The organism is Nonomuraea sp. KM88, assembly GCF_052245635.1.
Taxonomy (GTDB): Bacteria; Actinomycetota; Actinomycetes; order Streptosporangiales; family Streptosporangiaceae; genus Nonomuraea.
This window is the reverse complement of sequence record NZ_JBQQCC010000007.1, coordinates 403,621-428,502: the sequence shown is the minus strand read 5'-3', so window position 1 is coordinate 428,502 and position 24,882 is coordinate 403,621. Positions and strand designations below refer to the sequence as shown.

Here is a 24,882-nt window from a genome sequence, read left to right as displayed (position 1 = left end):
TCAGGATTCCTTACCTGCGAGCACGGCCTGCGCCGGCCGCGGCCGCGCGGGGCGGAGCTGGGCGGCGACGAGCGCGGCCAGGACGACGACCGCGCCGCACGCCTGGGCGGCGGTGAGAGCCTGGCCGAGCACCAGCCAGCCGAGCGCGGTGGCGACCACGGGGCTGAGCAGGCCGAGGAACGTCACCTGGGTCGCCGACAGCCGTCCCAGTCCCCAGAACCACAGGGCGTAGGCGAAGGCGGAGCCGATGACGGCGAGATAGGCGTACCCGGCGAGGTTGGCGGTCGTGAGGACGGCGGGCGGCGGCCCTTCGACGAGCAGGGCCACGGGAAGCAGCAGCAGGCCGCCGGCGACGAGTTGCCAGCCGGTGGTGGCCAGCAGCGGCGCGGGCGAGCGCCACCGCTTGCTCAGCACGACACCGGTGGCCATGACGGCGGCGCCGCCGAGGGCAGCGGCGACGCCGAGCGCGTCGAGGCGCGCGTCGGCGCGGAGCACGAGCAGGCCGACTCCCGCCACGCCCGCCACGGCGGCCAGCGCGGTGCGCAGGGACAGGCGCTCGGCGAGCAGCCCGGCCGACAGCAGCGCGACGAGCAAGGGCTGGACGGCCCCGACGGTCGCGGCCACCCCGCCGGGCAGGCGGTAGGCGCCCACGAACAGCAGCGCGAAGAACACCCCGATGTTCAGCGCCCCCAGCACCAGCGAGCGCCACCACCAGATCCCCTTCGGCAGGCGCCGGGTGATCGCCAGGAGGAGCAGCCCGGCGGGCAGGGCCCGGATCAGCGCCGCGAGCAAGGGCCGGCCGGGCGGCAGCAACTCGGTGGTGACCAGGTAGGTCGTCCCCCAGATGGAGGGGGTCAACGCGGTCAGCAACACGATTCCCGTTTGATTTCTTAGCACTAAGACAAAGTAGCTCACCACTAAGATACTTGCCTAGGTGATGTACCTCACCGCTAAGACATCGCTAGGCTGGAAGAGTGGCAGATCACGTCGACCTCGTGCTCAAACAGTGGGCCGCCCAGCGCCCTGACCTGGACGTCTCCCCGATGGCGGTCATCGGCCGGCTGTCGCGGCTGTCGCGGCTGATCACCGCCGAGCTGCGCCGCACCTTCGACGCCCACGGGCTCGACCCGGCCTCGTTCGACGTGCTGGCCACGCTGCGCCGCAGCGATCCCCCGCACCGGCTGACGCCCGCCGTGCTGATGCGCGCGTCCATGGTCACCTCGGGGGCCGTCACGCAGCGGCTCGACCGCCTGGAGGCGCGCGGCCTGGTGACGCGCGCCCCGAGCGACCTGGACGGGCGCGGCGTCCACGTGACCCTCACGGACGAGGGGCGCACGTTGATCGACGAAGTGCTGCCGCACCACATCGCGACGGAGCAGCGTGTGCTCGCCGCGCTGCCGGAGGAGCGGCGCGACGACCTCGCCGACGCGCTGCGCGCCCTGCTGGAATCCCTCGGCGACACGACCGGCCCCGCCTGAACGCGGGCACCCCCGGCCCGGCGCGGGCGCCCGCCGCGCGGGCTCCCGTCCTCCCCGGCAGCACCCCGGCCGGGCGAGGTACCGGGCGACGGTCAGCGGTGGTGATCAGCGGCGACGGCCGGCGCCGCGCGCTCTTCCCCCGCCCCTTGCACGCGGCCGGGACGGCCGGTCCTGCGGGGCGGACCAGTGCGCCGGTCGGGTGAGCGCGGCGGGCAGGCGGGTCGCCCGGTCGCCCCTGGCGGAGTCGAGCTGGGGCTGGGTGAGGAAGAGAGCGCCGTCGAGGTCGGCCCCCGACAGGTCGGCGCCGCGCAGATCGGCCCCGATGAGGTCGGCCTCGCGCAGGTCGGCTCCCCTCAGGTCGGCCCCGATCAGGTACGCCCCTCGCAGGCTGGCCGCGCGCAGGTCGGCGCCGCGCAGGCGGGCCCCGATCAGGTCGGCTCCTCGGTGATCCTTGCCGGCACGGCCCGCCCTGACCAGCTCGCTGACCCGCAGCAGCAGCGTGTTGACGCGCACCCGCTCCGCCTCCACGTCGACCTTCTCCAGCTCGCCGGCGCTGCGCAGGGTGAGGCGCTCGGTCGCGGCGAGGGCCTCGGCCAGCTCCGCGTGCACCGGCCGGGCGGCGTCGAGCGCCAGCGCCTCCGCCAGATACCACAGCAGCTCGTGCAGCTGCCGCATGATCGGGAACACGGAGTACATCAGCCGGGCCGTGCCCGGCGCCTCCCGCCAGCTCGTGCCCTCGAACGTGACCTGCGAGACCTTCTGCCCCGCCCCGAAACAGTCGAAGACCGTGCAGCCGGCGAAGCCGCTCTGCCTGAGCCGGTCGTGGATGGAGCAGCGGAAGTCGTCGCGCAGATTGCGGCAGGGCTGCCCGGCGTCCTTGTCGGCGGCGAAGTCGGCCGAGGCCGAGAACGGCAGCGCCACGCAGCACAGCCCGAAGCAGCTCTCGCAGTCGGCCAGCAGGCCGAGCTCGCGCGGGTTCGTTCCGGGCACGTGCAGGTCTCCTCGCGGGTGACGGGGTGTGGCCCACCCACCCTAGTCAAGGATGCGTGTACGGCGTCGTGGTGGTGAGCGCGGCGAATCCCAGCCGCTCGAGTATGGGACGGCTCTGGCTGGACGCGTCCACCTGCAGGTAGGGGTGGCCGAGCGCGACCGCCTCGCGGGCACGCCACGCGACCAGCGCGCGGTAGACGCCCCGCCCGCGCCATCCGGGCACGGTGCCGCCGCCCCACAGCCCGGCGAAGCCGGTGCCGGGATACGGATCCAGCCGGGCCGCGCTGACCGGCTCGTCGCCGGCCAGGGCGAGCACGGCGTTGAGCGTGCCGGCCGCGAGCCGGTCGAGGAGCTGCCTCCTGAGGTGGTCGCCGTGGCGCTCCCCGACGAGGCCGAACGCCCGGTCGTGCACGCCGGCCATCAGCTCCACCCCGTCGGCGCCGGTCACCGGGACCAGGCGTACGCCCTCCGGCTCGGCGGGCGGGCCCGCTGCGATCGCGGCGGACTCGGCCACCATGACCGTCTCCTCGGGCTCGGCGGTGAACCCGGCCGCCAGCAACCGGTCGCCGAGGTCGGCGGGGCGGTCGTGGGCGTACAGCTTCCACTCGAACGCCAGCCCCAGCGACCCGAAGTGCCGCACCTGCCCGGCGATCTCCGCGTCCGCGTCCTGCTCGTCGAGGCCGGACCACAACACGCCGTTCCAGCCGTGCGCGAGGCCGGTCTGGCGCACCACGCCGCCCGCCCGCTCGACCCGCATCCCCGGCCCGTCGGGGCGGGCCTCCCGCCGCAGTTGCCGGTCGAACAGGGCCAGCACGTCGTCATTGTTCACCCGGACACCTCAGCATCGCCGCGCGTGCCGGGCAACAGGTTTTTCACCCTCCGTAGCGGCGTTGCCGCGCCGCGAAACTCCGCAGCGCGCGCAGGAAGTCGATCTCGCGGAAGGCGGGCCAGTACGCCTCACAGAAGTACAGCTCGGAGTAGGCCGACTGCCAGAGCAGAAAGTTCGACATGCGCTGCTCCCCGCTGGTACGGATCACCAGGTCGGGGTCGGGCTGCCCGGCGGTGTACAGGTGCGGGGCGATGTCGTCGACGGTCAGCGTGGCGGCCAGGTCCACCATGGACTGTCCCGACTCGGCCCGCTCGTACAGCAGCTCGCGCAGGGCGTCGACGACCTCCTGGCGGCCGCCGTACCCGATGGCGAGGGTGAGGTGGAAGCCGGTGGCGCACGTGCGGGTCGCCTCGACGGCGCTCTTGAGGGCGCGGGCCGTGGTGTCGGGCAACATGTCGAGCATGCCGGCGACGTGGACCTGCCAGCGGGCGTCCGGCCGGTCGAGCTGCTCGGCGACCATGCGCTCGATCACGCCCAGCAGGGAGGCCACCTCCTCGTCGCCGCGGCGCTGGAGGTTCTCCGTCGAGCAGAGGAACACGGTCAGATGCTTGATGCCCAGCCCCTCGCACCACGCCATGACGTCGGCGATGTGCTCGGCACCGGCTTTGTGGCCGAGGCCCGGATGCGCCAGGCCCTTCTGCTTGGCCCAGCGCCGGTTGCCGTCGATGATCAGGCCGACGTGGCCGGGGAGCGGGCCCGCCATGACCTGCCGGCGCAGGCGCCGGGCGTAAAAGGCGTGAAGGAGGTCAGTCGTCTGCACCCTCACAGGATGGCGTGCCCGGACGGTCGGTATCGGATCTTTCCGGATTTCCGTCGGTGATCCGTACCAGCTTGTCGGGGTTGGTGACGGCGTAGATGCCGGCCACCTGCTCGCCGTCGGGGGTCAGGTCCAGCACCATCATGCCGAACGGCGCGTCGCCGTCGAACAGCACGGCCGACGGGTCACCGTTGAGCTCCCGGTGACGCACCTCGAGCCCTTGCGGTGCGCGCCCGGCGCCCGCGGCCAGGAGCCTGGCCACCTTGTCACGGCCGCGGACGGGACGCAGGCGGGCGGGCGCGGGAGCCTTGCCTCCGCCGTCCGACCACAACGTCACGTCGGGGGCCAGCAGCCGCAGCAGCGCCGCCAGATCGCCGCCGAACACCGCCGCCAGGAACTTCTCCGTGGCCTTGCGCCGCACCCCTGGATCGACGTCGTAGCGGGGACGGCGGGCGTGGACGTGCTCGCGGGCGCGGTGGGCGAGCTGGCGCACGGCCGGCGGCGTACGGTCGAGGATCCCGGCGATCTCGGTGTGGGCGTAGCCGAACACCTCGTGCAGCAGGAACACGACGCGTTCGAGCGGGGTGAGCGACTGGAGCACCACGAACAGGGCCATCGACACCGACTCGGCCCGCACCGCGGGGTCGGCCGCGTCCTCGCGCTCGGTGACGAACGGCTCGGGCAGCCACGGGCCGACGTACTCCTCGCGCCGCCTGCTGACGCTGGCCTGGCGGGCCAGCGCCGCGTTGACCGCGATCCGCACCAGGTAGGCGCGCGGGCTGGCGACCGGCTCACCGGCCGACGGCACGCTCCGCCTGGCCCAGGACAACCACGTCTCCTGCAGCACGTCCTCCGTGTCGGCGACGCTGCCGAGCATGTTGTAGACGATGGAGAACAGCAGCTCACGGTGGTCGATGAAGACCTGCGTGGCCTGCTCGTCGGACATCGCGGCGTTCCTCCCTGCGCGGCTTGCGGCTGTCACGGACCCAGAGCCCGTACGCCCCGTGAGTGTGACATCGGCGCCGCGAATGTGACCGGCGTCTCTTCCTGCGCACGGGCGGCGACGGGGTGGCGGCGGTTCCCGTACCCCGCCGCTACCCCGCCTCCTAGCTCACGTCACCTCCGTCACCGGCACGCGGCCAGGAGTCTCCCCAGCCGGTGTCCCTGGCCAGCCGGTAGAGCCCGCCCTGGCGTCTGGACACGGTCACGTCGCGGACCGCCTCCTCGTCCGTGCACACCCGCAGCGACACCATGCCCTTGCGACTGCGCGGATGACGTACGACCCTGCCGCCGGCCCGGGGCCACCGCGACGTCGTGGCGGCCACGTAGGAGAACCTCTCGTCCTCGAAGCCGAGGGTGCCCGCCTTGACCCTGCGGTGCAGCGCGCTCCTCGACAGCCGTACGGAGAAGTGGCACCAGTCCTCGCCCTGCCGGATCGGGCAGGGGCCGTCGTGGGGGCAGGGGGCGACGATGGTCATGCCGCGTCCGGCCAGGATCTCCCGGGCGGCGGCGATGGTGGCGTACCCGGACGGGGTGCCGGGCTCGACGACGACCACCATGGCGGCGTCCGCGGCCAGCCAGCGCACCGCCCCCGGGCGGTCCTCCGGGGGGAGCTCGCCCAGGGCGTACGCCATGGTGACCAGGTCGGCCGCGGGCCGGTCGAGGCCCGGCCGGACGGACGCCCGCCGCCACGTGGCACCGCTCAGCGCCGGCGAGGCGCGGGCCAGGCGGCGGCCCAGGCCGATGGCGTGCGGGTCGCGTTCGACGACGGTGACCTCCTCGATGGACGGCCAGGTCGTGGCCGCCGCCCAGACGGCCGCCCCGGTGCCGCCGCCGGCGTCGAGGTGGCTGCGGGGCAGGAATCCCGGCACCGCCGCCCGGCGCAGGGCGGCGGCGGTGGCGGCGTACGTGGCGGGCATGCGGACCGCGGCGTAGGCGGCGACGTCGGCCTCGCCGCGCAGGTGCACGCCGCCGGTGGCGGCGCCCGCGCGGTAACGCTCGGTGAGCCGCGCCGCCGCGTCAGCCAGGTCGTGCGCCGGGTGGCGGGCGAGCTCCCGGTCGAGCGCGGCTCTGAGCTCGCCGGGAAGCGCGTACGCGTTCACAGCGCCCTCGCCCCGGCGAGCGGCCGCCACGCGGCTGCGGCGATGGCGGCCGTGACGGCGGCGGCCAGCCAGTAGGGCGCCGTGATCGTCGTGGTCCGGGCCAGCAGCCCGCCCAGGAGCGATCCGAGCGCCGCGCCCCCGACGTCGATCAGCGCGCCGGCCCCGCTCACCCGGCCCATCAAGTGGGCGGGCACGACCTGCTGGCGCAACGTCGTCGCGACCACGCCCCACACCATGGTGTGGATCCCGAACACGACCAGCACCGCCGCCGCGACCAGCGGGGCAGTCGTGGCGGCCAGCGCGGCGTGGGTGCCGGCCTCGATGATCAGCCCCGCCCGCAACAGGGCCGTCGCCCCGAACCTGGCCCGCAGCCGCACCGCCAGCGCCGTGCCGGTCAGCCCGCCGACGCCGAACGTGGTGAGCAGCAGCCCGTAACCCACCTCGTCCAGCCGCAGCCGGTCGCGCGCGTACAGCACGAAGACCGCGAACGCCGCGCAGAACACGATGTTGGCCAGTCCCATGCTGAGCGCGAGCGTGCGCATCAGGCGGTGGCGCCACAACCACCGCAGCCCGGCCGCGATCTCGGCGCGCAGCCCGCCGGTGCCGTCCCGCGGCTGCGCGGGCACCGGCCGTACGGTGGCCACCAGCGCGGCCGCGACCGCGAACGACACCGCGTCCACCCCGAACGGCAGGGCCGCCGCGGCGGCGAACAACCCCGCGCCGATCGGCTTGGCCAGGAACTGGTTGGCGAGGGTGAAGGTGGCCATCAGCCGCGCGTTGGCGGCGGCGAGCCGCTCGGGCGCCACGACGGCGGGCACCATCGCCGCGGTGGCCGTGTCGGCGAGCGTCTCACCCGTGCCGAGCAGGAAGAACGCCAGGTAGATGACGGGGATGCCGGTCGTGCCCGTGGCCACGGAGACGGTCAGCGCGCCGAGCACCAGGGCGCGCAGCAGGTTGACGGCGACGATGAGCCTGCGCCGGTCGAGCCGGTCCGCGTACGCGCCGCTGATCAACGCGAAGAGCAGCCACGGCAGTTGCTGGGCGAAGGCGGCGCCGGCGACGAGCGCCGGGTCGTTCGTGAGGGAGGCGACGAGCAGTGGCCCGGCGGCCATGGTGATGCCGTCGCCGAGGTTGGAGACCGCGGAGGCGGCCCAGAGTCTGGTGAAGTCCGCGCCGAGCCGCGCGGAGGTGAGGGCACGCAAAAGAGCTCCTCGGAAGGAAGGGAAACGGTCGTGTGCGCGTGCGACCGCTCCAGGCGAGGAGCCTCATGCGCCGGAATGGGTCCGGCGGCACCGTGCCCGCGGGGGATCTGCCGCATCGCACCGCCGTCGCGGCGGTCCGACGAGCAGGTCCCCGTCAGTGAGGCGTCTCGGGCCCTCGCCTCGAAGCGGCGGCGTTGGCCATGCAGGTGCGCATACGGACCCCTCTCCGTCGGTGTCACCGGTCCTGGACGTCTCCGATCTTCTGATATCGGGCCGGGGCGCGGCCACCGCTTTTCGCCCGGTGCTCCCCGAGCGGCCGCCGGGCGTGGTGCCCGCGGCGTACGTCACGCGTGGCCAGGAACAGCAGCACCGCCCACACGGCGCAGTAGGCGCCGAAGACCGCGCCCCCGCGATCGGTCACCAGCGCGCCCCCCGTCATCCCCACCGCGCCCACCGCGGCGACCGCCGTGCAGACCCAGTGCGCCCAGAGCACCACCAGGTACGGCAGGCGCCCCGTGAACCGGATCCGTCCCGCCAGCAGGATCGCCATGATCACCACCCCGGACGCCACGTTGCCCCACTGCGCCAGCGCCACCTCGCCGCGCCCGTAGGCGAGGTAGCTGTCCGGCGACACCTGTGGCCCGCCGGTGACGCCCAGCTTGCCCTCCAGGGCGTAGACGACCTTCGACGCCACGTACAGACCCGTCCATGCGACACCCGCCATCACGATTCTCATGGCACCGACTCTGCCGACGGGGCCGCCGCCGGGGCTCCCCCGCGAGGGGGATGGGTTTCCCCCCGAAGAGCCGTTCCCGCGGCTGTGCCCACAGCTGTGCCCACGGCGAACGGCCGCGCTCGCGCAACCGTCCCGCGGTAGCGTCCCCGGCATGGTGACGATCGGCGGCGTCGAGATCGCCTGCGAAGAAGCGCGCCCCGGGGAGCCGGCGGGCACCGTGGTCCTGGCGCACGCGGGGGTGGCCGACATGCGCATGTGGGACCACCAGTTCGCGGCGCTGTCGCGGCGCCACCGCGTGATCCGCTACGACTGGCGCGGCCACGGCCGGTCCGGCGACGCCCAGGGCGAGGTCTGCCACCACGAGGACCTGCTCGCCGTCATGGACGCCATGAAGATCGAGCGGGCGGCCCTGATCGGCTGCTCGATGGGCGGCGCGTACGCCGTGGAGGCCGCGCTCGCCGCCCCCGGCCGGGTCGCCGCGCTCGCCCTGATCAGCTCGGGCCTGGCCGGTCACCGGTGGCCGCGGGCGATGCTCGATCAGGCCCGCGACCGCGTGCACACCTCGGTGCCGCCCGACCGGCTGGCCCGCTACCGCGCCGGCGCCGCAGGCCACGTCGACCCCGCCGACGTGCGCGCGATGGCCGAGGCTCACACGTTGTGGCAGGTCGCCGGCCCTGACCGCGGTCGTGATGCCCTCTCCGAGGAGGTGTGGGCGGCGGCGGTGGAGATGTGCGGGCTGGTTTTCCTACGGTCGTGGTCCGGCCCCAGGTCAGCCGAACGCCACCTCGACCCGCCCGCGGCCACCCGCCTGCCCGAGATCGCCGTGCCTGCCCTGGTGATCAACGGCCTGTCGGACGTGCCCGGCATCCAGGAGGTCTCCCGCCTGCTCGCGGAAGGCATCCCCGGGGCCCGCCGCCTCGACCTGCCGGACACGGGTCATCTGGCTCCGCTGGAACGGCCCGCGGAGGTGACCGCGGCCCTGACGGCGTTCCTCTCCGAGGTCTTCACCTGACGCGCCCGTTCACCCGCCGGAGCCGAGGGCGGCCCGTTCGCCTGACGGAGCCGCCTTCCTGAGGGCCGCGCGTTCACCCGCCGGAGCCGCCACCCTGGGAGCCGCGCGCGGACAGCATGCCGGCGATGGCCGAGACCAGCAGTTCCTTGTCCTGCTCCGGAAGGTCCGCCGCCAGTGCCTCCAGGCGCCGGGCGACCTCGTCGTGCGCCAGCACCGCGACCCGGCGGCCGTCGCCGCTCAGCCCGATGCGGCAGGCGCGCCGGTCGCGGGCGTCGCGCGTACGCACGACCAGGCCGCGCCCGGCCGCACGGTCCACGAGCCCGGTCAGGCTCGACTTCTCCAGGTGGAGGCTGCGGGCCAGGTCCGTCATCCCCACCGGCCCGTCCACCAGCAGGCACAGCAGCTGGGCCTGCTGCGGCGTCAGGTCGTGCTCCTTGCCGACCTCGACGAACACCTGCTGCACCAGGTGCGCCAGGCGCACGAGCGCGTCGGTGAACCCCAGCACGGGCTGTCTCGTCATGACCACGGCACGAGTCTAATTGACAGTGGTTTGCCATCCGAACTAATTTACTTTCAACTGTTCGCAATGCCAACCATTTGTCCCGGGGGACCGCCTCATGCCCGACTACGGTCACGACCTGCTCTTCAGCGCCAACATCGTGCCGCACGCCCAGCACGCGGACACCGTCGTGGCCACCGCCCAGCTGGCCGAACGCGCCGGGCTCGACCTGGTCACCTTCCAGGACCACCCCTACCAGCCCGCCCTCCTCGACACCTGGACACTGCTCTCCTACGTGGCCGCCGCCACCGGCACCATCCGCCTGGCCGGCAACGTGCACCCGCTGCCGCTGCGCCCGCCGGCCATGCTCGCCCAGGCAGCCGCCAGCCTCGACCTGCTCAGTCACGGGCGCTTCGAGCTCGCCCTCGGCACCGGCGGCTACTGGGACGCCATCGCCTCCATGGGCACGCCCCGCCTGGCCCCCGGCCAGGCCGTCGACGCGCTGGAGGAGGGCATCCGGATCGTCCGCGCGGCCTGGGACACCGACGCCCCGGGCCGCATCCGCTTCGACGGCCGGTATCACCAGGTCGAGGGGCTGCGGCGGGGGCCGCGCCCGGCCCACGACATCGGCATCTGGCTCGGCGCGTACAAGCCCCGCATGCTCCGCCTCACCGGCCGGCTGGCCGACGGCTGGCTCCCCTCGCTCCCCCACCTCCAGACCACCGGCAAGCTCGGCGAGGGCAACGCCGTCATCGACGAGGCCGCCGAGGAGGCCGGCCGCTCGCCCCGCGACATCCGCCGCCTGCTCAACCTCGGCGACGAGCTCCCGCCCGCCCAGCTCGCCGAGCTCGCCCTCACCCACGGCATCAGCGTCTTCACCCTCCTCGCCGGCGACCCCCGCCGGATTGAGCGCTTCGCCGCCGAGACCGCTCCCGCCGTCCGCGAGCTCGTCGCCGCGGAACGAGCCGCCGGCGCCCACCTCTCCGCCGGACCGGAGGGCGCCCGGGCATCCCTCGAAACGGACGGCACCCAGGTGTCCGCCGGCCCGGACGGCGCTCCCGACGACGGCGTACGGCTGACCGACGGCCGCGTGTGGGACGAGAGCACCCGCCCCACCGCGCCCCGCCCCGACCGCTCCAGGAGCCACACCCCGCACCGGCAGTCGGACGGGCGGCACCTCGTCGACGTCCACGACCACCTGCGCGCCGAGCTGGCCCAGCTGCGCGATCTGGTCGACCAGGTCGCCGCGGGAACGCTCGACGCCGCCTCCGCCCGCTCGAAGATCAACACGCTCACCATGCGGCAGAACAACTGGACCCTGGGCGCGTACTGCGAGTCCTACTGCCGGCTCCTCACCCTGCACCACTCGGCCGAGGACACCGCGCTCTTCCCGCGCCTGCGCAGCGCGGAGCCCGGCCTCGTCCCCGTGCTCGACCGGCTGGAGGAGGAGCACCACGCCATCCACGAGATCATCGAGCGGGTCGACCGCGCCCTCGTGGCCTTCGTCGCCGAACCGGGCGCCCTCGGCAACCTGCGCGCCGCCGTCGACCTGCTCACCGACAACCTGCTGTCCCACCTGTCGTACGAGGAGCGCGAACTGGTCGAGCCCCTGGCCAGGCACGGTCTCTAGCGGCCCGGCGGCCGGGGAAGGCGTGCCTGCGCGCCGCGAGCACGATCGCCAGGGCGACCGCCACCAGCGGCAGGGCCGTCCACGGCAGCGCGCCCGCGCCGGCGCCCTCCAGCACCAGCCCGCCGGCCAGCGACCCGCCCGCGATGCCGGCGTTGTACACCGTGGTCTGCATGGAGGTGGCCACGTCGGCGTTCTCCGGCCCCGACGCGTTCACCAGCGCCGTCTGCAGCAACGTCGGCACGCCTCCGAAGGCCGCGCCCCACAACGCCACCGCCGCCAGGGAGGCCGGTCCCCCGAGCGCGCCCAGCACGACCATCGCCCCCGCCACCACGGCCAGCACCGCCACGAGCGTCGCGCGCAGGGCCCGGTCGATGACCGCGCCCACCACCCAGATCCCCGCGACCGTCCCCACGCCGAACACCAGCAGCACCGCGCTCGTCCGCCCGGCCCCGGTCAGCGCGGCGAGCGGCGCCAGGTACGTGTACACCGCCTGGTGCGCCACCAGCACCAGCACCGTCACCCCCAGCACCGTCGCGACCCCGGGAACGGCGGCGACCCGCCGCAACGGCACGCGTCCGGCCGCGGCCTCACCGGGGAAGCCGGGGACCGTGGCCAGCACCCACCCCACCAGGACGACCGCCGCGACGGCCAGCGCGCCGAACGCGGCCCGCCATCCGAACATCCCGGCCAGCGCCGCACCCGCCGGGATGCCCGCGCACAACGCCACCGTGATCCCGGCGGAGACGATCGCGATCGCCCGCCCCCGCCGCTCGGGCGGCACCATCCGCGCCGCGTAACCGACCAGCATCGCCCACAGGATCCCGCCCATCGCACCGGCCAGCACCCGGACCCCGAACGTCACCGCGTACGACGAGGACAGCGCGGTCGCCGCGTTGCACGCGGCGAACCCCACCAGCGTCCCCACCAGCACCGGCCGCCGGGGGAAGCGCCGCAGCAGCGCCGTCAGCGGGATCGCCGCCAGGAACGACGCCACCGCGTACGCCGTCACCAGGAACCCGGCCCGCCCTTCCGGCACCTCCAGCGCCGCTCCGATCTGCGGCAGCAGCCCGGCGGGCAGCAACTCCGTCATCACCGCCGTGAACGCCGCCGCGAACAACGCCAGCAGTCCCGGCCACGGCATTCTCCCGCCACGCACCCCATCAGCCATGGGACTAGGCTGAAACCTTCACATCAGTGTGAAGGCAAATCCCAGCGGACCGAGGCCTGCCATGAGAATCGGGGAACTCTCCCGGCGCACCGGCGTCCACACGCGCATGCTGCGCTACTACGAGGAGCAGGACCTCCTCCACCCGGAACGCGCGGACAACGGCTACCGCGTCTACCCGCCCTCGGCCGTGCACCGGGTCCAGCAGATCCGCGGCCTGCTCGACTCGGGGCTCACGACGGAGATCATCCGCCGCATCCTCCCGTTCCTCGACGGGCCCGGCGGGATCCACCTGCACCCGGAATGCCTCACGCCCGAGCTCGCCGGCCTCCTGGAGGCCGAGGCGGAGCGCATCCAGCAGCGTATCGACTGCCTCGCCCGCAACCGCGACGCCATCCGGGCCTACCTGGCCGCCGTACGCGATCTGCGGAGCTGATCCCGCCGCCCTCCTTTACTATGTAGATCATGGATTCGCTGACCGAACTGCTCGCGGAGGTGCAGCGCGGCCGGCCGCCCGCGGCGGACGGCGGCGTGACGATCGTGCCCCAGCCGTCACCCCGCGACGCCGGCGTGATCGCCTTCACCGCGCACACGGTGGTCTTCACCGATCTCGACCCGGGCTGGGTCCGTGACCGGCTCCCGGCCGACGACCTGTCCGCGCCGCTCTGCCCGCCGTTCCTGCAGGCCATGGCGGACAGGACCGGCCGGCGGATCGGCAACGTCGACCTGCTGGGCCTGGCCACGCCCCTCGACGGCCCTCCGCCCGTCCCCCTGGGGGAGGTCACGGACAGCGGACATCCTCGGGTGGCGCGGGCCCGCAGGTTCCGCGACGCCGTACGCGTGTGGACCGGCCAGGGCGGCCTGCTCGCCCTGGGGCGCGGAGTGGCCGGACGGTGGGAGATCGCCGTGGAGGTCGAGCCGGGACACCGCGGCCGCGGAGCGGGCCGGACGCTGGCCACGTGCGCCAGGCACCTCGTCCCCGAGCCGGTGTGGACGCAGGTCGCCCCGGGGAACGCGGCAGCCGTACGGGCGTTCCTCGCGGCGGGATACCGGCCCGTAGGGGCGGAGGTCCTGCTTGCCTGACCGCCCTCGGGGCAGGCTGATGAGGTGCCGACCGAACAGGAGGTGACCGGCATGGGCCGCGGAAAACTCCTGCGCCACCACCACGAGCATTCCGGCACCATCGACCATCCGCGCGCCTACGAGCTGTTCTCCCGGCTGGGCTACGCGGGGCGCAGGCGGCTGGTGTTCACGCAGCTGGCCGCACTGGCCGGCGCCGGACCCGGCGACCGGGTGCTGGACGTGGGCTGCGGCACCGGCTACCTCACCCGCCGCCTGGCGCCGCTGGTGGCGCCGGGCGGCCAGGTCGTCGGCGTGGATCCGTCGCCGCGGATGATCGCCTACGCCCGCCACCGCGCCCCGGCGAGCTGCGTCTACCTGGTGGGCGAGGGGCAGTCGCTGGACCTGCCCGGCGGGCCGTTCGACGTGGTGGTCTCCAGCCTGGCCGTGCACCACATCCCGGCCGGGGCGCGGGAGACCGCCGTCCGGGAGATGTTCCGCGTGCTGCGTCCGGGCGGCAGGCTGCTGATCGCGGAGTTCCGGCCGCCGCGCCGGCCGCTCGCGCGCCGGTTGACCGGCCTGGTGAGCGGGCACGCCTGGCCCGACCCCGGGGAGACGCCGGCCGCACTGGCGCGGGCCGCCGGGTTCCGCGTGCGGGCCGAAGGCGACCTGTGGCCGCTGCTGTGCTACCTGCGGGCGGTCAGGCCGTAGTCCCGCCCCAGAGTTCAGCGCGGAGTCCGGCGCGGCCGCCCTGTTGATCAAAAGAGGGCGTGGCGCTCCCTACCCCCACAAGATCGCTACGTATAGTGATGACCGATGTCACTTCGTGATTACAGGGGGAGATCATGAGAAGTACCCTCATCGCCACCGGCGGTGCACTGGCCGCGGCGGCCGTGGTGTTCGGGGCCGGCGCGGCCGCCGCCGAATCCGGTCGGCACCCGCACCACTGTGACCTCGCGGTGAACGAAGACTCGACCTACCACCACGTGACGCATCACGGAAGGTTCGCCGGCACCCGCGACATCGACGCCTGCGTCCCGGGCCACGACCACGGGCGCGGCAACCCGCACCGGGGCGGCCGCAGCTGGGTGTTCGACTGGCTCAGCCGCTGACATCCCGCGACCTGCCCGGTCCCGGCCCCCGGCGCAGGGGTGCCGGGACCACGGCCTCTCCGCCGCGTCTCCCGGCCGTGCGCATTCGGTAGCCTGTCCCGGTGCGACTCGGCGTGAACGTTCCCAACTTCGGCCCCGGCACCGACCCCGGCATCCTTCGGCGGTGGGCGCAGACCGCCGAAGGGCTGGGGTTCGACCTGCTGATGGTGTCCGACCACGTGGTGATCACCCCCGACGTGGCGCAGAAATATCCGGCGCCCTTCTACGAGCCCTTCACCACCCTCGCCTGGCTCGCCGGGTGCACCAGCCGCATCGCCCTCGGCACGACCGTGCTGATCGTCCCCTACCGGCACCCGCTGCTCGTGGCCCGCATGGCGGCCAACCTCAACGACCTCAGCGGCGGGCGGCTGGTGCTGGGCGTCGGCGTCGGGTGGGCGCGGCAGGAGTTCGAGGCGCTCGGCGTGGCGCACGAGCGGCGCGGCCGGCTGACCGACGAGCATCTCGCGGCGATCCGCGCCGCCTGGGCCGCCGAGCACGACTACCGCTCCGGCTCCATACCGATCTGGGTGGGCGGCAACAGCGACGCGGCCCTGCGCAGGGCGGCACGGTTCGGCGAGGCCTGGCACCCGCTCAAGAACACCATGCCCTACCTGCGGGAGACCTGGCCGCGGTTGAAAGACCTCGCCGCCGAGCAGGGACGGCCGGTGCCCGGCCTGGCGCCCAGGATTCTGCTGCGGGTCACCGCGTCGCCCGTCACCGGCCCCGAGCGGCTCGCGGGCGAGGGCACGATCGAGCAGATCGTCGACGACCTCGAGCAACTGCGCCTGCTCGGGGCGGAGACCGTCGTCCTCGACCCCTTCTCCGGCGACCCCGACGAGACTCTCCACCCGGAGGCGGCCTGGGAGATGATCGCCGCGGTGGCCGCCCGCAGAGGCGCCCGCTGATAGCCTTTATGGCGTAAAGAGTTTGTTCCGCGTGGGGAGTTCCGCGTTGGTCGTCTTCGCCGGGCAGGGTGACGCGCGCCGTTCCATGGCACTGCTGTGGCGCACGGGAGAGTCGGGAGAGGTGCGGCCCGGCCCCAAACCAGGGCTGAGCGTCGACGCGATCGTCGACGCCGCCATCGCCGTGGCCGACAGCGAGGGCATGGCGGCGCTGTCCATGCGCAGGGTCGGCGAGCGGCTCGGCCGCACCGGGATGGCGCTCTACACCTACGTGCCGAGCAAGGGCGAGCTGGTCGACCTGATGTACGACCGGGCCCTCGCGGAGTTGCCCACCGGGCACGACCTGAGCGGCGGGTGGCGGGCGGCCGTCACGTCGTGGGCCGAGGACGTGCTGGCGTTCTACCTGCGGCATCCGTGGGTGCTGCAGGTGTCGCAGGCGCGGCCGGTGCTGGGGCCCAACGAGTTCGCGATGCTGGATGGCCTGGTCCGGATCCTGCGCGAGACCGGCCTGCGGCCGCACCGGATGCGGGGGGTCGTGGCTCTGCTGTCCGACTTCGTCCGAGGCGCGGCGCGGACCGTCTCCGAGTCGCGGCAGGCGCCGTCGGCGACCGGGGTGTCCGACGAGGAGTGGTGGCGGGCCCGCTCGTCGCTGCTGGAGGAGGTGGCGCCCGGGTTCGCCGCCCGGTTCCCCATGGTGACGTGGGTGGAGTCGGAGGACGACGGGCCCGCGACGGACGAGCCCTACCTCGAACACCGGGTCGGCGAGACGTTCGCCGGCGGCCTGGCCGTGCTCCTCGACGGCATCGAGGTGGCCGTGAAGTCCGGCTGAGCCTCCGGGCCGGTCCGCTCGCCTCAGCGCCGACCGGCGGGGCCGTCCCGGCCCGACCGCCGTTCCGCCAGCTCGTCGAGGTCGCGTACGAACCAGATGTGCTCGCCCCGGTTCGACTCGGTCACCCACGCCTCCAGCGCGGAGCCGGGAGGGGCGAGACGGGAGACGTCGCCGACCACCGCCAGGCCGATCCGGTAGTTGACGAACTTCTGCGCGAACTCGCCTGCGACACCGCTGCGCAGGACGAAGAAGTCGTCGTGCAGGCGCTCCATGGGGACGGCCACCCAGGTGGCCTGCCGCCCCCAGGCCTCGCCGATCAGGTCGAGCGCGTCGCGGGTCTCGCGCAGGGGCTCGCCGTGCGGGTCGCAGACGTACAGGTCGGGCATGGTGGTCTCCAGTCAGTGATCCGGCCAGTGATCCAGTCGGTGATCCAGTCAGCGATCGGGTTCGGCGGCGAGGTCATGCGCGCACGAGGGCGTCGACGATCCGCAACACCTGGGCGGTCTCCTCGAGCCCGCCCAGAACGATGATCTTCAGGTGGGAGCGCTCCTCGTCGTGGACGAACTCCACGCGCAGCCCGCGCGGCTCGCCGGCCAGGGCGCCCAGAACCATCGTGCTGACGCGGTCCATGTCGGCCCTGGCGATGCCGTCGATCTGCACGATGCTCGACACCTCGGCGCGGCGCGCGGGAGCGGGGTCGGCGACCGGCAGGCCGGTGAACGCCGCCAGGTCCTCCTTGGCGACGCGGTACCGCTTGCCGATCCGGACGGCGGGCAGCCGCCCGTCACGCACGTAGTTGCGCACGGTCTTGACGTGCAGCCCCAGCTGGGCCGCCACCTGCTCCACGGTGTAATGCTCCATAACACTCCCCATTATGGGGCAGGTAAGGGAGTGATAGGGAATTACGCCTGCCCCTATGCGCCGTCTCATCGATCAGTTCTCCGCGGCACCCCTGACGAAAGTGAACCGTCCTACGCGCCGAACGGCAGATGTGGCGGCCTCCCCTCGCACGCCAGGCTGCCGGCATGTCACTGATCACCATCGCTCCCGCGTCGGTTCACCACAACGCCTGGTTTCCCGGGCGCTTCCTCGGAGGCGGCGCCCTGGTGCTCGGGCCGCTCCTGTGGTTCGCCGGCTTGACGCTGCGCCACCTGGCGCAGAGCACGGCGGATTTCACGCCGCAGCAGCGGGCGCACTTCGCCACGCAGCCGTTCGCCGCACCCGAGCAACTGGCCGCCTACACCGTGAACCCGGGGCTGGCCACCGCCGGGTACGCCTGTTACACGGCGGGGGCCATCGTGTTGTGCCTGGCCATCGTCGTCCTGGCCAGGGTGGCCGCCGGCCGCTCACCCTGGCCGGCCCGCGTGGGCGGCGCGATGGTCGTCGTGGGGCTGTTCTCGCGCCTGTACTGGGCGGGCGTGGACGAGACGGCCCTGCAGCTCATCGGGACGCTCGGGCTGGAGCGGACGACCGAGATCGTGATGGACCTGTACGCGGACGTCTCCTATGGGCCCTGGCGCGTGCCGGTATCCGCGGCCTTCGGCCTCTACATCGGGACGCTGCTCCTCGGTCTGGCCGCCTTCCGCTCGGGCACGTTCGGCACCGGGCGGCTGGTGTTGTTCCTGTTCTCGGGCTGGCTGTGGACCGGTGTGCTGAAGAGGAGCGAGCTGATCGACGGGGTTCTGTCAGGCGCCGCACTGTGCCTGGTGCTCGTGCCGCTCGGGATCAAGGTGCTGCGCGATGCCGTGCCGGAGCTGCGCACGCGAGCCGAGCCCGCCGGGGACAGGGCCCCGTTGCGGGTGCTCAGCTGGTGACAGCCCCTGGCACCGCTCGGCGGTGTCCATGGTGGGCGATGTCCATGGTGGGCGAGTCGCCGCGCGCGCCGGAGACCCGCGCGGATCAGGGCCGGGAGAAGACCGCGTCCAGCTCCGGGATGCGGGCCCGGTAGCCGTCGAGCAGCTCGCGGGCCACCCCTGCCGAGTCGACCAGCGGATGCAGCGCGAACGCCGCAGCCGCCAGCCGCGGCGACCCCGACAGCGCCGCCTCGATGGCCGTCTGCTCCACCGCCTTCACCTGCTGGACCAGGCCGAGGAAGCGGCCGGGGAGCGGCCCGGCGGCCAGCGGCCGCGCTCCTCCGCCGCCCACCGCGCACGGGATCTCCACGACCGCGTCGGCGGGCAGCCCGGGCACCGCGCCGCCGTTGCGCACGTTGAGGATCATGGTGGACGGCTCCCCGCGCGCGATGGCGGCCATGAGCGCGAGCGCGATGCCTTCGTAGCCGCCCGCCTCCAGGTCGGCGTCGTCGCGCTCGCCGGCCGCGGTCACGTCGCGGGCCTCGGCCATGTACGACTCGTCACGCTCCCTGCGTGCCCTCTCCCATGCGGTCAGGGCGTCGCCCGGCCGGGCCCGCACGGCCGCGTAGAAGTCGTCCTGCTGCCGCAGCAGGGTCTCGCCACGGGTGCGGCCGGAGATCGCGGCGACCGACTCGCGGGTGAAGTAGTAGTAGTACAGGTATTCGTTGGGGATCGCGCCCAGCGTGCGCACCCAGTCGGCGCCGAAGACGCGGGCCTCCTCCACCTGCCGCAGTGCCGCGTCGTCGGCGAGCAGGCGGGGCAGGACGTCCTCGCCCTGGTGGGTCAGGCCGCACAACCAGCCGAGGTGGTTGAGCCCCACGTACGCGGGCGACACGCGTGCCGGGTCGAGCCCGAGCGCGGCGGCGGCCCGGCGCACCAGCCCGATCGGCGAGTCGCAGATGCCGATCACGCGGTCGCCGAGCACCTGGCGCATGGCCTCGGTGATCATGCCGGCGGGGTTGGTGAAGTTGATGACCCAGGCCTGGGGGGCGAGGGCGGCCACCCGCTCGGCCACCCGCACCGCGACAGGGACGGTGCGCAGGCCGTAGGCGATGCCACCAGGGCCGGTCGTCTCCTGGCCGAGCAGGCCCAGTTCCAGAGCGACCCGTTCGTCGGCGACGCGGCCCGCCAGCCCGCCGACGCGGATGGCGGAGAAGACGAAGTCCGCGTCGCGCAGCGCGGTGTCCAGGTCGGTGGTGACGCGCACCTCGGGCGGGTCGTCGTGCCCGGCGGCCTGGGAGCGCAGCACGTACCGGACGGCCTCGAGCCGCTCGGCGGACACGTCGTGGAGCACCACCTCGTCCACGCGTGGCTTGGCGGCGTCGCGCAGGAGCGCGCCGTAGACGAGCGGGACCCTGAAGCCTCCGCCTCCGAGGACGGCCAGTCTCATCCGCACCCCTTCATGTGAGAAGCACCTGTCATGCGAGAAGCACCTGGGCGCCCGCGGCGACGCAGGCGCCCAGCGTCGTCTCGTCGGCGCCGTCATTGGTGACGATCACGTCGATGTCCTCGGGCCCGCACACCCGCAGGGCGCCGGTGCCGGGGAACTTGTGCCGGTCGACGAGCAGCACCACCTGCTCGGCCGCCGCGATCATGGCGCGCTTCAGCGGGACCTCGGCCAGCGTGGTGTCGACGAGCTGCCCGTCGGGCCGCACGCCGCTGGCTCCCAGGAACACCCGGTCGGCGACGACCTGGCTCAGCGCCGCCTCGGTGAGCACCCCGACCAGCGAGTGGTACGTCCTGCGCACCATGCCGCCGAGCAGCAGCAGCTCGACCGCGGAATCGGCGCGGAGCGCGTCGAGCACGGCCAGGCTGGAGGTGACCACCGTGACCCGCCGGCCGCGCAGCCGCCGGGCCAGCCGCATCGTCGTGGTGCCGATGTCGAGCAGCAGCACCTCGCCGTCGGCGACGAGCTGCGCGGCCCGTGCGGCCACGGCCTCCTTGTCCTGCTCGTCGACCCCGGCCACCTCGGCGAAGGGCCGGTCGTCGTCGGCGTCGGCCAGGGCGCCCCCGCGGACGCGCCTGAGCGTGCCGTCGCGGTCGAGCACCTCGAGGTCCCTGCGGATGGTGGACGGGCTCACGCCGAGCTGGCTGGCGAGATCGCGGACGCTGGTCGCGCCGGAGAGCCGGACCCTTCGCATGATCTCGGCATGCCGGAGGCGCTGAAGCACGGCGCGAGTCTATCAGTCAAATTCGCGCAAGAGTGAGCATCACTGAGCAAAAACACCGGCAAAGCACTTGAAGTACGCGAGCAAACATGCAAGATTGCGCACAATCGGAGTGTCGAGGAGGCCCCATCCCCGTGTCTGTCCAGGCGTACGACCCTCTCGCCGAAGAGCGCACCCCCGAGGGTCCGCAGTTCGACGTGTTCCTGGCGGGCACCGTCTTCCTCGACATCATCTTCACCGGCCTGCCCGCCATGCCCGCCGCGGGCACCGAGATCTGGGCCGAGGGGATGGGCTCGTGCCCCGGCGGCATCGCCAATCTGGCCATCGCGACCAGCCGGCTGGGCCTGCGCACCGCGCTGGCCGCCGCGTTCGGCGACGACGACTACGGCGACTTCTGCTGGCGCACGCTCGAGGAGCAGGAGGCGGTCGACCTGTCCAGGTCGCGGCGCTTCGAGCACTGGCACTCGCCGGTGACGGTCTCCATGGCGGTCGACCGCGACCGCAGCATGGTGACGCACGGCCACCCCGCCCCCATGGCGAGCGCCGAGATGATCGGCTCCCCGCCCCGCTCCCGGGCGGTCATCGTGACGATCTCCCCCGACGAGCCGCTCGGCTCGCCCGGCGGCTCGAGCAACTGGGCCGAGCCGGCCCACCGGAACGGCGCCCTCATCTTCGCGGACGTCGGCTGGGACCCGTCGGGCTCCTGGCCCGCGTCGATGCTCGATCAGCTCTCCTTCTGCCACGCGTTCATGCCCAACGCGATCGAGGCGATGGCCTACACCGGCGCCGACACCCCGCGCGACGCGCTCTACGCGATCGCCGACAAGGTCCCCCTCGCGGTGGTGACCGACGGGGCCAACGGCGCCATGGCCATCGACTCCACGACGGGCGAGGAGGCGTTCGTCCCCGCGCCACGGGTGACGGCGCTCGACCCCACAGGCGCGGGCGACGTCTTCGGCGCCGGACTCGTGCTCGGCACGCTGTGCCGCTGGCCGCTCGCCGACCGGCTGGCCTTCGCGCAGGTCTGCGCGGGGCTCGCGGTGCAGCAGTTCGGCGGCTCGCTGGCCGCGCCCGGCTGGGGCGACATCGCCGACTGGTGGCACGAGGTGCGCGCGGCGGCCGACCACAGCGGCGCCTACGGCAGCTCGCTGGCCCGCCGCTACGCCTTCCTCGACCGGCTGGTGCCCACCGTCCCGGTGGGCGCGGTCCGCCGCGCCGCGGCCACCATCGCCCGCTACGCCGACGTGGGCATGCCGCCCGGAGCCACGGGCACGCAGCCGCACCAGACCCCCCACGAGGCGTCCGACGGCCCCGGCGACGAGGGCCCGGCCACGTCTCGCGTGCCTGCGCAGAAGGAGTAACACCATGATCGCCCCGACGCGAGAAGGCCGGAGCACGAGATCGCCGGGTTCCAGGACGCTCGCCGCGCTCGCCGCGGCGGCCCTGGCCCTCACGGCGTGCGCGCCCGGCTCCTCGGCCCCGCCGGCGGCCACCCCCTCGCAGCCGAGCGCGTCGGCGGTCCGCACCGACGCCGCCACCCTCGGCGACGTCACACTCACGGTCTGGGACCAGGAGGTACGCGGCGGGCAGGCGGCCCAGATGAAACAGCTCAACGCCGCGTTCGAGGCGAAATACCCCAACATCAAGCTCAACCGGGTGTCCCGCTCCTTCGACGACCTCAACACCACCCTGCGCCTGGCGCTCAGCGGCAACGAGCCGCCCGACGTGGTGGAGGCCAACAACGGCCGTTCCTCGATGGGCGCGTTCGTCAAGGCCGGCCAGCTGCTGCCGCTGGACGCCTACGCCGAGGCGTACGGGTGGAAGGAGCGCTATCCGGAGTCGGTGCTGCGCTACTCGCGCTACAGCGCCGACGGCAAGCTGTTCGGCGAGGGCAACCTGTACGGCCTGCCGCAGGTCGGCGAGGTCGTCGGCATCTTCTACAACGCCGCCAAACTCACCGAGCTGGGCCTGGAGCCGCCGAAGACCTGGGCGGAGTTCCAGGCGGCGCTGGCCGAGGCCAAGGCCGCCGGCGAGGTGCCGATGCAGCTGGGCAACCTCGACAAGTGGCCGGCCGTGCACGTGTTCGGCACCGTGCAGAGCCGCGAGGTGCCCGCCGACCAGATCCGCACGCTGGCCTTCGGCCGCAAGGGCGCCTCGTGGAACACGCCCGAGAACACCAGGGCCGCCCAGCAGCTCGTCGACTGGGTCGGCAAGGGCTACTTCAACAAGGGCTTCAACGGGCAGGGTTACGACCCGGCGTGGCAGGCGTTCGGCAAGGGCGAGGGCGTCTTCATGATCGCGGGCACGTGGCTCCTCGCCGACCTGCAGAAGAACCTGGGCGACGACCTCGGCTTCATCCTGCCGCCGGGCGCCACGGCCGGCGGCGCGCCCGTCGCGACCGGCGGCACCGGCCTGCCGTTCGCGATCACGGCGAAGAGCCCGCACCCCGAGGCGGCGGCGGCGTACATCGACTTCATCACCAGCGCCGACGCGATGAAGACGCTCGCCGACACCGGCAACCTGCCCGTCGCCGACACGGCCGCGCAGAAGGTGTCCGAGGGCCCGCAGCAGGACGTCTTCACCGCGTTCGGCACGGTGACCGCGGAGAACGGGCTGGTCCCCTACCTCGACTACGCCACCCCGACGTTCGCCGACACGCTGGGCGCGGCGCTGCAGGACCTGCTGGCGGAGAAGGCGAGCCCGCAGGAGTTCCTGGCCACGCTGGAGAAGGACTACAAGACGTTCGCTGAGAGCAACGGGTGACCCAGCGGACGGGCGCGGCCCGGCCCCCGGGGGAGCCGCGCCGCGTCGCCTACCTCTACCTGCTCCCGGCGTTCGTGATCTACGCGGCGTTCCTGCTCTACCCGATCGGCCGCGCGGTCCACCTGTCGTTCTTCGACTGGGACGGGTTGTCGCTCGGCCGCTGGGCCGGCCTGGACAACTACGTGGCGATCGTCGCCGACGAAGGGCTGCGGGCCGCCTTCGGCCACGCCCTGGTGCTCATCGTGTTCTACGCGGTCGTGCCGCTGGCCATCGGGCTGGCGCTGGCGGCGATCCTCCACCACGCCAAGGTCCGCGGGCTCGGGTTCTTCCGCACGGTGGTGTTCCTGCCGCAGGTGATCGCCATGGTCGTGGTGGCCGTCGCCTGGCGGCGCATCTACGCCCCCGACGGCACGCTCAACAGCCTGCTCGGCGCGCTCGGGCTCGACTCGCTGACGCGGGGCTGGCTGGGCGACCACACGTTCGCGCTGCCCGCGGTCGGGGTGGTCGGCACGTGGTTCGAGACGGGGCTGGTGACCGTGCTGCTGCTGGCCGGGATGAGCCGCATCCCCGGCGAGCTGTACGAGGCGGCGCGGCTCGACGGGGCTGGGGCCGTCAAGGAGTTCTTCGCCGTCACGCTGCCGTCGGTGCGCGGGGAGATCGCGGTGGCGCTGACGCTGACCGTGATCGCCGCGCTGCGCACGTTCGACCTGGTGTACGTCACCACGCGCGGCGGGCCGGGCGACTCCACGTCGGTGCCGTCGTACGAGGTCTACCACCGGGCCTTCGGGCTCAGCCAGGTCGGCTCGGCGGCGGCGATCGGCGTGACGCTCACCGTCGTGATCTTCGCCATCTCGTTCGGCATCAACCGGTTCGCGGACAGGAGCACCACGTGATCTCGCGCGCTGAGCGGGTGGCCAACTACGTCATCCTGTCGGCGTTCGCCGCGTTCGCGCTCTTCCCCATCGTGACAATCCTGGCGGCCGCGCTCGGCCCCGCCGACAGCGGGGACACGGCCGGGCTCGGCAACTTCGCCGCCGCCTGGGAGATCGGGCACTTCGACACCTACCTGCGCAGCAGCCTGCTGGTGTCGGCGTTCGTCGTGGTCGTGAGCGTGGTTCTGTCAATCATGAGCGGGTACGCGTTCGGCACCATGCGCTTTCGCGGCCAGTCGGCGCTGTTCTACCTGTTCCTCGTCGGGATCATGATGCCGAGCGAGGCCATCGCGGTCCCGCTCTACTTCGACCTGCGCACGCTCGGCCTGATCGACACGTTCTGGTCGGTGACGTTGCCGCAGGTCGCGCTGTCGGTGGCGTTCGGCACGTTCTGGATGCGGGCGTACTTCCGTGCGTCCAACCGGGCGATCGTCGAGGCGGCGCGCATCGACGGCGCGTCGAGCTGGCGCATCCTGTGGCGGGTGCTGCTGCCGCCGGCCCGGCCCGCCGTCGTCACCCTGACCCTCCTGGTCTTCATGTGGACCTGGAACGAGTTCCTCATCCCGCTGATCATGGTGACCAGCGAGTCGTTGCGGACGGCCCCGCTGGGTCTGGCCTTCTTCCAGGGCCAGTACACCTCCGGCTTCACCCTCCTCGCGGCCGGCTCGGTGATCGTGGCGACGCCGGTCGTGATCTTCTACCTGTTCCTCCAGCGCCATTTCGTCCGCGGGCTGCTCCAAGGGGCGGTCCGCGAGTAGTCATCCG

The 24,882-nt window shown here is 73.4% G+C and carries 28 protein-coding genes; 14 read left to right on the top strand and 14 right to left on the bottom strand.

Annotated features, from left to right (window positions below):
- Window positions 1-897, bottom strand: a complete 897-nt coding sequence (locus ACTWPV_RS23585; RefSeq protein ID WP_443153426.1) for an EamA family transporter — start codon at window positions 895-897, stop codon at window positions 1-3.
- A 77-nt stretch (window positions 898-974) separates the two neighbouring features.
- Here ACTWPV_RS23585 and ACTWPV_RS23580 point away from each other — a divergent pair, with 77 nt between their 5' ends.
- Window positions 975-1,478 carry a MarR family winged helix-turn-helix transcriptional regulator gene (locus ACTWPV_RS23580; RefSeq protein WP_443153425.1) on the top strand — a complete coding sequence of 168 codons (504 nt, stop codon included), beginning with the start codon at window positions 975-977 and terminating at the stop codon, window positions 1,476-1,478.
- A gap of 105 nt (window positions 1,479-1,583) precedes the next feature.
- Here ACTWPV_RS23580 and ACTWPV_RS23575 read toward each other — a convergent pair whose 3' ends face one another.
- From ACTWPV_RS23575 to ACTWPV_RS23545, 7 genes are all read right to left on the bottom strand, one after another.
- Window positions 1,584-2,468: a pentapeptide repeat-containing protein gene (locus tag ACTWPV_RS23575; protein WP_347644405.1), complete on the bottom strand. Its 885-nt coding sequence runs from the start codon at window positions 2,466-2,468 to the stop codon at window positions 1,584-1,586.
- Between the two features lie 46 nt (window positions 2,469-2,514).
- A complete protein-coding gene (locus ACTWPV_RS23570) occupies window positions 2,515-3,297 on the bottom strand; it encodes a GNAT family N-acetyltransferase (RefSeq protein WP_347644406.1) in 783 nt (260 codons plus the stop codon).
- Window positions 3,298-3,340: 43 nt separating this feature from the next.
- Window positions 3,341-4,117, bottom strand: coding sequence for a polyprenyl diphosphate synthase (uppS, locus tag ACTWPV_RS23565; protein WP_347644407.1), 777 nt, complete (start codon window positions 4,115-4,117; stop codon window positions 3,341-3,343).
- Entirely contained in the window at window positions 4,104-5,060 is a 957-nt protein-coding gene (gene sigJ / locus ACTWPV_RS23560) for an RNA polymerase sigma factor SigJ (RefSeq protein WP_443153424.1), read from the bottom strand. The genes uppS and sigJ overlap by 14 nt, the downstream gene beginning before the upstream one ends.
- Before the next feature lie 160 nt (window positions 5,061-5,220).
- A complete protein-coding gene (locus ACTWPV_RS23555; protein WP_443153423.1) occupies window positions 5,221-6,216 on the bottom strand; it encodes a small ribosomal subunit Rsm22 family protein in 996 nt (331 codons plus the stop codon).
- A complete protein-coding gene (locus tag ACTWPV_RS23550) occupies window positions 6,213-7,418 on the bottom strand; it encodes an MFS transporter (protein ID WP_347644410.1) in 1,206 nt (401 codons plus the stop codon). Before ACTWPV_RS23550 ends, ACTWPV_RS23555 begins: the two co-directional genes overlap by 4 nt.
- A 235-nt stretch (window positions 7,419-7,653) precedes the next feature.
- Window positions 7,654-8,154: a hypothetical protein gene (locus ACTWPV_RS23545; protein WP_443153422.1), complete on the bottom strand. Its 501-nt coding sequence runs from the start codon at window positions 8,152-8,154 to the stop codon at window positions 7,654-7,656.
- Between the two features lie 151 nt (window positions 8,155-8,305).
- On the opposite strand from ACTWPV_RS23545, the gene ACTWPV_RS23540 reads away from it, so the two are divergent.
- Window positions 8,306-9,166, top strand: a complete 861-nt coding sequence (locus ACTWPV_RS23540) for an alpha/beta fold hydrolase (protein ID WP_443153421.1) — start codon at window positions 8,306-8,308, stop codon at window positions 9,164-9,166.
- A 73-nt stretch (window positions 9,167-9,239) separates the two neighbouring features.
- Here ACTWPV_RS23540 and ACTWPV_RS23535 read toward each other — a convergent pair whose 3' ends face one another.
- The gene (locus ACTWPV_RS23535; protein ID WP_347644779.1) at window positions 9,240-9,686 is read right to left on the bottom strand and encodes a MarR family winged helix-turn-helix transcriptional regulator; all 447 of its coding nucleotides are present in this window, start codon (window positions 9,684-9,686) and stop codon (window positions 9,240-9,242) included.
- A gap of 97 nt (window positions 9,687-9,783) precedes the next feature.
- On the opposite strand from ACTWPV_RS23535, the gene ACTWPV_RS23530 reads away from it, so the two are divergent.
- On the top strand, window positions 9,784-11,295 hold the full coding sequence (locus ACTWPV_RS23530; RefSeq protein ID WP_443153420.1) for an LLM class flavin-dependent oxidoreductase: 1,512 nt from the start codon (window positions 9,784-9,786) through the stop codon (window positions 11,293-11,295).
- On the opposite strand, the gene ACTWPV_RS23525 is transcribed toward ACTWPV_RS23530, so the two are convergent.
- The gene (locus tag ACTWPV_RS23525; protein ID WP_443153419.1) at window positions 11,219-12,463 is read right to left on the bottom strand and encodes an MFS transporter; all 1,245 of its coding nucleotides are present in this window, start codon (window positions 12,461-12,463) and stop codon (window positions 11,219-11,221) included. The two genes, ACTWPV_RS23530 and ACTWPV_RS23525, sit on opposite strands and share 77 nt — an antisense overlap.
- A gap of 61 nt (window positions 12,464-12,524) precedes the next feature.
- Between ACTWPV_RS23525 and ACTWPV_RS23520 the strand changes: the two genes are divergently transcribed.
- The 6 genes from ACTWPV_RS23520 to ACTWPV_RS23495 all read left to right on the top strand — a co-directional run bounded on the left by ACTWPV_RS23520 (window position 12,525) and on the right by ACTWPV_RS23495 (window position 16,401).
- Window positions 12,525-12,896: a MerR family transcriptional regulator gene (locus ACTWPV_RS23520; protein ID WP_347644415.1), complete on the top strand. Its 372-nt coding sequence runs from the start codon at window positions 12,525-12,527 to the stop codon at window positions 12,894-12,896.
- A 29-nt stretch (window positions 12,897-12,925) separates the two neighbouring features.
- Entirely contained in the window at window positions 12,926-13,543 is a 618-nt protein-coding gene (locus ACTWPV_RS23515; RefSeq protein WP_443153418.1) for a GNAT family N-acetyltransferase, read from the top strand.
- A 24-nt stretch (window positions 13,544-13,567) separates the two neighbouring features.
- On the top strand, window positions 13,568-14,230 hold the full coding sequence (locus ACTWPV_RS23510) for a class I SAM-dependent methyltransferase (RefSeq protein WP_347644417.1): 663 nt from the start codon (window positions 13,568-13,570) through the stop codon (window positions 14,228-14,230).
- A gap of 134 nt (window positions 14,231-14,364) precedes the next feature.
- A complete protein-coding gene (locus tag ACTWPV_RS23505) occupies window positions 14,365-14,631 on the top strand; it encodes a hypothetical protein (protein ID WP_443153417.1) in 267 nt (88 codons plus the stop codon).
- A gap of 101 nt (window positions 14,632-14,732) precedes the next feature.
- Window positions 14,733-15,575: an LLM class flavin-dependent oxidoreductase gene (locus ACTWPV_RS23500; RefSeq protein ID WP_443153416.1), complete on the top strand. Its 843-nt coding sequence runs from the start codon at window positions 14,733-14,735 to the stop codon at window positions 15,573-15,575.
- A gap of 46 nt (window positions 15,576-15,621) precedes the next feature.
- Entirely contained in the window at window positions 15,622-16,401 is a 780-nt protein-coding gene (locus ACTWPV_RS23495; RefSeq protein ID WP_443153443.1) for a TetR/AcrR family transcriptional regulator C-terminal domain-containing protein, read from the top strand.
- Window positions 16,402-16,424: 23 nt separating this feature from the next.
- Here the strand turns inward: ACTWPV_RS23495 and ACTWPV_RS23490 are convergent, their stop codons facing one another.
- The gene (locus tag ACTWPV_RS23490; protein WP_443153415.1) at window positions 16,425-16,787 is read right to left on the bottom strand and encodes a DUF4180 domain-containing protein; all 363 of its coding nucleotides are present in this window, start codon (window positions 16,785-16,787) and stop codon (window positions 16,425-16,427) included.
- Window positions 16,788-16,860: 73 nt separating this feature from the next.
- The gene (locus ACTWPV_RS23485; protein WP_443153414.1) at window positions 16,861-17,262 is read right to left on the bottom strand and encodes a helix-turn-helix domain-containing protein; all 402 of its coding nucleotides are present in this window, start codon (window positions 17,260-17,262) and stop codon (window positions 16,861-16,863) included.
- Between the two features lie 164 nt (window positions 17,263-17,426).
- On the opposite strand from ACTWPV_RS23485, the gene ACTWPV_RS23480 reads away from it, so the two are divergent.
- Entirely contained in the window at window positions 17,427-18,215 is a 789-nt protein-coding gene (locus ACTWPV_RS23480) for a hypothetical protein (protein ID WP_443153413.1), read from the top strand.
- 85 nt (window positions 18,216-18,300) lie between these two features.
- Here ACTWPV_RS23480 and ACTWPV_RS23475 read toward each other — a convergent pair whose 3' ends face one another.
- Entirely contained in the window at window positions 18,301-19,644 is a 1,344-nt protein-coding gene (locus ACTWPV_RS23475) for a 6-phospho-beta-glucosidase (RefSeq protein WP_443153412.1), read from the bottom strand.
- Between the two features lie 28 nt (window positions 19,645-19,672).
- Window positions 19,673-20,425: a DeoR/GlpR family DNA-binding transcription regulator gene (locus ACTWPV_RS23470; protein WP_347644424.1), complete on the bottom strand. Its 753-nt coding sequence runs from the start codon at window positions 20,423-20,425 to the stop codon at window positions 19,673-19,675.
- Window positions 20,426-20,556: 131 nt separating this feature from the next.
- On the opposite strand from ACTWPV_RS23470, the gene ACTWPV_RS23465 reads away from it, so the two are divergent.
- The 4 genes from ACTWPV_RS23465 to ACTWPV_RS23450 are packed head-to-tail and all read left to right on the top strand — an operon-like array spanning window position 20,557 to window position 24,875.
- Window positions 20,557-21,783, top strand: a complete 1,227-nt coding sequence (locus tag ACTWPV_RS23465) for a carbohydrate kinase family protein (RefSeq protein WP_443153411.1) — start codon at window positions 20,557-20,559, stop codon at window positions 21,781-21,783.
- 4 nt (window positions 21,784-21,787) lie between these two features.
- Window positions 21,788-23,185 (top strand): extracellular solute-binding protein, encoded by a 1,398-nt coding sequence (locus tag ACTWPV_RS23460; RefSeq protein ID WP_443153410.1) that lies wholly within the window; start codon window positions 21,788-21,790, stop codon window positions 23,183-23,185.
- Entirely contained in the window at window positions 23,182-24,078 is an 897-nt protein-coding gene (locus ACTWPV_RS23455) for a carbohydrate ABC transporter permease (protein ID WP_443153409.1), read from the top strand. The genes ACTWPV_RS23460 and ACTWPV_RS23455 overlap by 4 nt, the downstream gene beginning before the upstream one ends.
- Window positions 24,075-24,875: a carbohydrate ABC transporter permease gene (locus ACTWPV_RS23450; RefSeq protein ID WP_443153408.1), complete on the top strand. Its 801-nt coding sequence runs from the start codon at window positions 24,075-24,077 to the stop codon at window positions 24,873-24,875. The genes ACTWPV_RS23455 and ACTWPV_RS23450 overlap by 4 nt, the downstream gene beginning before the upstream one ends.
- Window positions 24,876-24,882: the final 7 nt, after the last annotated feature.

Excerpts from the sequence above, each read along its gene's own strand:
- ACTWPV_RS23545 (WP_443153422.1), bottom strand. The coding sequence starts at position 8,154 with ATGAGAATCGTGATGGCGGGTGTCGCATGGACGGGTCTGTACGTGGCG.
- ACTWPV_RS23535 (WP_347644779.1), bottom strand. The coding sequence starts at position 9,686 with ATGACGAGACAGCCCGTGCTGGGGTTCACCGACGCGCTCGTGCGCCTG.
- ACTWPV_RS23475 (WP_443153412.1), bottom strand. The coding sequence starts at position 19,644 with ATGAGACTGGCCGTCCTCGGAGGCGGAGGCTTCAGGGTCCCGCTCGTC.
- ACTWPV_RS23520 (WP_347644415.1), top strand. The coding sequence starts at position 12,525 with ATGAGAATCGGGGAACTCTCCCGGCGCACCGGCGTCCACACGCGCATG.
- sigJ (WP_443153424.1), bottom strand. The coding sequence starts at position 5,060 with ATGTCCGACGAGCAGGCCACGCAGGTCTTCATCGACCACCGTGAGCTG.
- ACTWPV_RS23460 (WP_443153410.1), top strand. The coding sequence starts at position 21,788 with ATGATCGCCCCGACGCGAGAAGGCCGGAGCACGAGATCGCCGGGTTCC.
- ACTWPV_RS23505 (WP_443153417.1), top strand. The coding sequence starts at position 14,365 with ATGAGAAGTACCCTCATCGCCACCGGCGGTGCACTGGCCGCGGCGGCC.
- ACTWPV_RS23515 (WP_443153418.1), top strand. The coding sequence starts at position 12,926 with ATGGATTCGCTGACCGAACTGCTCGCGGAGGTGCAGCGCGGCCGGCCG.
- ACTWPV_RS23480 (WP_443153413.1), top strand. The coding sequence starts at position 17,427 with ATGTCACTGATCACCATCGCTCCCGCGTCGGTTCACCACAACGCCTGG.
- ACTWPV_RS23530 (WP_443153420.1), top strand. The coding sequence starts at position 9,784 with ATGCCCGACTACGGTCACGACCTGCTCTTCAGCGCCAACATCGTGCCG.
- ACTWPV_RS23485 (WP_443153414.1), bottom strand. The coding sequence starts at position 17,262 with ATGGAGCATTACACCGTGGAGCAGGTGGCGGCCCAGCTGGGGCTGCAC.
- ACTWPV_RS23490 (WP_443153415.1), bottom strand. The coding sequence starts at position 16,787 with ATGCCCGACCTGTACGTCTGCGACCCGCACGGCGAGCCCCTGCGCGAG.
- ACTWPV_RS23525 (WP_443153419.1), bottom strand. The coding sequence starts at position 12,463 with ATGGCTGATGGGGTGCGTGGCGGGAGAATGCCGTGGCCGGGACTGCTG.
- ACTWPV_RS23540 (WP_443153421.1), top strand. The coding sequence starts at position 8,306 with ATGGTGACGATCGGCGGCGTCGAGATCGCCTGCGAAGAAGCGCGCCCC.